Raw genomic sequence first — 3,420 nt, forward strand, 5'->3', positions numbered from 1 at the left:
CGTCTATGGAGGTACCGACCCGGCCGACGTCGTCGCGAAACTCAAGCCCAATCTCGCGAAGGTGTTCCCACGTCTCAAGGGCGTGAAGATCGATTATGCCTGGAGCGGAAACTTCGCGCTTTCCTTCACCCGTGTGCCGCAGATGGGCCGGATCGGCACCATACCTATTTCGCCCACGGCTATAGCGGTCACGGCGTGACCGGCTCGCATCTCTTCGGGCGCACTCTCGCCGAGGCGATTGACGGCGATACGACGTGCTACGATGCCTTCGAGAAGCTGCTCTGGTATCCGTTCCCCGGCGGGCGCATGTTCCGGGCGCAATATTCGACGCTGGGCTCGTGGTGGTACATGTTGAGAGATGCGGTCGGATGGTAGCGGCACCTCTTTGCAGGTGACAAGCCAACGGAAGAGAGCAAATTGCTCGACAAGAGAAAATTCTCCATAACGGGGAATGGGTAGTACTAGCCACGCAGAACGATTTTTTATGGTCAATCCGGCGACCGAAACGCCCGTCGATGCCATTGAGCCACAGGTGGAGAGCCGCATTAGGCCTATCGGAAATTATATTGTCGCGACCGCTCATTGAGTCCCGCGTTCGGGGCGTAGCCGGAATGCGGGCGACTGACTTATGGTAAAGCTTGAGACGTGTCCGCTAAGCTGTGTGTGAACGCTTAGCGCAGCCATAGGACGATTGCCGCAACAGTGGCGACGGGGCGGTAATTTACGGGCGGTTTCTCGAAGCGGGTTGCGACCCGGCAGAACTGCTTGAGCTTTGGATAAGCACCATTCGACGAGGCGACGCCGGACATAGAGGTGCCGGACACCATCACCGCGTAAAGGAGGAACAAGGCGGCGAGGTAGGCCGCCATAGGCGCTGCTTGTTCGAGATCCGTCGCTGGGACGAGGGCTTCGCAAAGTCCGGAGTAGTGCTGTGAAAGCTTCGGCAAATCACGCGTCCTAGATTGACCTGCCGGCTCAAGGATCTGATGGCATGATGTGGCAGTCTTGGTGCTGACCACGGACAGAAGCATCATCCCAGCGGCGTGATGATCACTCGAAGGGACTTGACGAGTAAGGGCCCATTACAGAAGGCTACTAGCCCGCAAGCGCTAGGAGCTTGCCGATTGCCTGTTTATCGAAGCCGCCGATGCCCTCGCAAATGTCGGCTCCGATCGCCTCGGCAACGGCATCCTCGTCACGCTGTCGCAGAGCCTCGATGGCTTCGCGATGGCGATCAATGACATAGAGTTGTGTGACGTGATCCATTGCGATACCAAGGATCGGACCGAGTTGCAGCCAAACGCTTTCAATCAGCGGCATAGCCACCTGGTCGGGATTTGCCATGTAGATTTTTCGATGGAATTCCTGGTTGGCGATCAACGCCTCAGCCTTTTCGCCGGCTAGAATCGCCACTTCGATCGCGTCATCAATCGCGACTATCACATCGATCTGGCGATCGGAAAGATAGGCTACCGCGCGGCGCGCAGCATGGGATTCAAGTACGATTCGGAGCGAGATCAACTCTTCGAAGCGGGTTGGCGTCATTTTCGGCACAACAATGCGGCGATTTTCCAATAACTGTAGTGCGCCGATCGAGGTAAGTCGCCGTAGCGCCTCGCGCACCGGCGTCGAACTGCTCTCCAACGCCTCGGCGAGCCCGCGGATAGTGAACGAAGTTCCCGGCGGAAATGCGCCTACCATAATGGCCTGTCTAAGCCGCTCAAAGGCATAGTCATGCGTTGTCATGCCTTCCGACCGGGGAAAAGCAGGCAGTGCGGGCATTTTCAAGCTCATTCTCGCCTTCCGCTTCGAGACGCAACTGATTTAGTATAGAGAACCTGACTCGAGAATGAATACCATGTCAAATTCGATGGTTTGTGATCACAATTGTTCTCGGACGCGGCCAACTTGTTCGCATCCAAGAGTAAGATGGCACAATCGCGGTTGTTGACATTTCGACCGCTCCTGATTCGTGGCGCCGGGCGATGGCGAGTGAATGAGAGGACCTCGTTGCACGGATAGATCTTAAGTCATGTTTCGGGCGGCGAATGAGTTGTTGGTGACTGGGAGCGTGACGCAGCAAAGCTTCCGAACATCGACGCCTTGTCGGCATGTGCGAGTAGCCGCCTTCCGGAGCCACCTTCAGAAAAGGACCGGGCGGGGAAACTCACGTGAGTGTAGATAACCGGGTCACGCCCCGGAGACCAGCGCAGGGATGGCCAAAGCTGCATTCGACTCATCAAGAATGGAGAAACTGTATCGGCCCTGTGCATCGAGATCGACCGAGTAGCTCAGGCGATCGAGTATGTGGTTGTCCTGGTCGAAGGTGACGATCCGCGGCTTCAGCGAGGTGATATGCGCTTCGTCCACGTAGATGGAGTTGCAGGCAATGATCTGGTCGTCGGGCTGGCAGGTGCGGGCCGCAGCACCATTGAGGATGCAGCATCGTGAGCCTCGCTCGCCGAAAATGACATAGGTCGAAATCCGCGCGCCGGAATTCTTGTTCCATATCTCCACGAATTCCATCGGCAGGATGCCGGCTGCCTCGCAGTGGTCAGGGTCCAGCGTTATCGAGCCATGGTAGTCGAGGTTTGCTTCGGTGACGTGGATGCCGTGCAGCTTGCCGGCGACTATTTTTCGCATTGATTCCATCCATTTCAAACAGCAATGTTGATGTCCCGTGGGCGTTTGCAGCCTACTAAATTGCGACGACGGGCGCGCCTCCGCTGAGACCGGCGCCCGCTGCCGCCAAAAGAATCTTTTCGCCCCGCCGAAACGGCTCCGTCTGATGAGCCAGAGACAGGGAAAGCGGGATCGTCGCGGCGGAAGAATTGCCGTAGTCCGCGATTGTCTTGATGATCGCTTGATCGGCTATGCCGAGGTTTCGTCCGACCGCGTCAAAAATGCCGGCATTGGCCTGGTGCGGCACGAACCGATCGATGTCTTGTGGCCGCATTCGGGCAGCGGCAAGCACATTTTTCGAGCAGGCGGTCATCATGTCCACGGCCTTGCTGAACACGTCGCGGCCATCTGTGATTGTCATTCGGGTTTGCTCGATATCGAGGTCGCCATGGAACGGCTTGTTGCTGCCGCCTGCCGGGAATCTGGATCAGCCCGTATCGTGAGCCGTCGGAATCCGCCGAAGCACCGAGAATGCCCCGATCCGGGTCCTCGCAGGGACCGATCACCACGGCGCCGGCGGCATCGGCAAACAGCACGGCGCTGGCGCGCTCGGCGGGATTGATGCGCCGGCTGAGGATGTTGGCGGCAATGACTAGGCTCGCTTTGCCGCGCAGGCGGGTGAACCCGTCGGCGAACATCAGTGCATAGATGAAGCCGGCGCAGGCGCCGGTCAGGTCGATCGCGCCGGCCCGGCTCAGTCCCAGCCGGTGTGCGACCAGCGGCGCGCTGGGTGGCAAC

The 3,420-nt window shown here is 58.5% G+C and carries 2 protein-coding genes and 3 pseudogenes; 1 reads left to right on the plus strand and 4 read right to left on the minus strand.

Features of this window, described 5'->3' with window-relative positions; genetic code table 11:
- Positions 1 to 375: pseudogene (locus EOA79_RS30855) on the plus strand (FAD-binding oxidoreductase); the annotation flags it as partial.
- 296 nt (positions 376 to 671) lie between these two features.
- On the opposite strand, the pseudogene EOA79_RS33955 reads toward EOA79_RS30855, so the two are convergent.
- From EOA79_RS33955 to EOA79_RS30875, 4 genes and pseudogenes are all read right to left on the minus strand, one after another.
- Positions 672 to 816 (minus strand): annotated as a pseudogene (locus EOA79_RS33955) (IS5/IS1182 family transposase); the annotation flags it as partial.
- 279 nt (positions 817 to 1,095) lie between these two features.
- Complete coding sequence (locus tag EOA79_RS30865) at positions 1,096 to 1,788, minus strand: GntR family transcriptional regulator (RefSeq protein ID WP_128161325.1); 693 nt, start codon at positions 1,786 to 1,788, stop codon at positions 1,096 to 1,098.
- 402 nt (positions 1,789 to 2,190) lie between these two features.
- Complete coding sequence (panD, locus tag EOA79_RS30870) at positions 2,191 to 2,643, minus strand: aspartate 1-decarboxylase (protein WP_128161187.1); 453 nt, start codon at positions 2,641 to 2,643, stop codon at positions 2,191 to 2,193.
- Positions 2,644 to 2,698: 55 nt separating this feature from the next.
- Positions 2,699 to 3,420, minus strand: a pseudogene (locus EOA79_RS30875) (3-oxoacyl-[acyl-carrier-protein] synthase III C-terminal domain-containing protein); the annotation flags it as partial.

The sequence above is a fragment of the Mesorhizobium sp. M1A.F.Ca.IN.020.03.2.1 genome (genome assembly GCF_004023205.1).
In the GTDB taxonomy this organism is placed as follows: domain Bacteria; phylum Pseudomonadota; class Alphaproteobacteria; order Rhizobiales; family Rhizobiaceae; genus Mesorhizobium.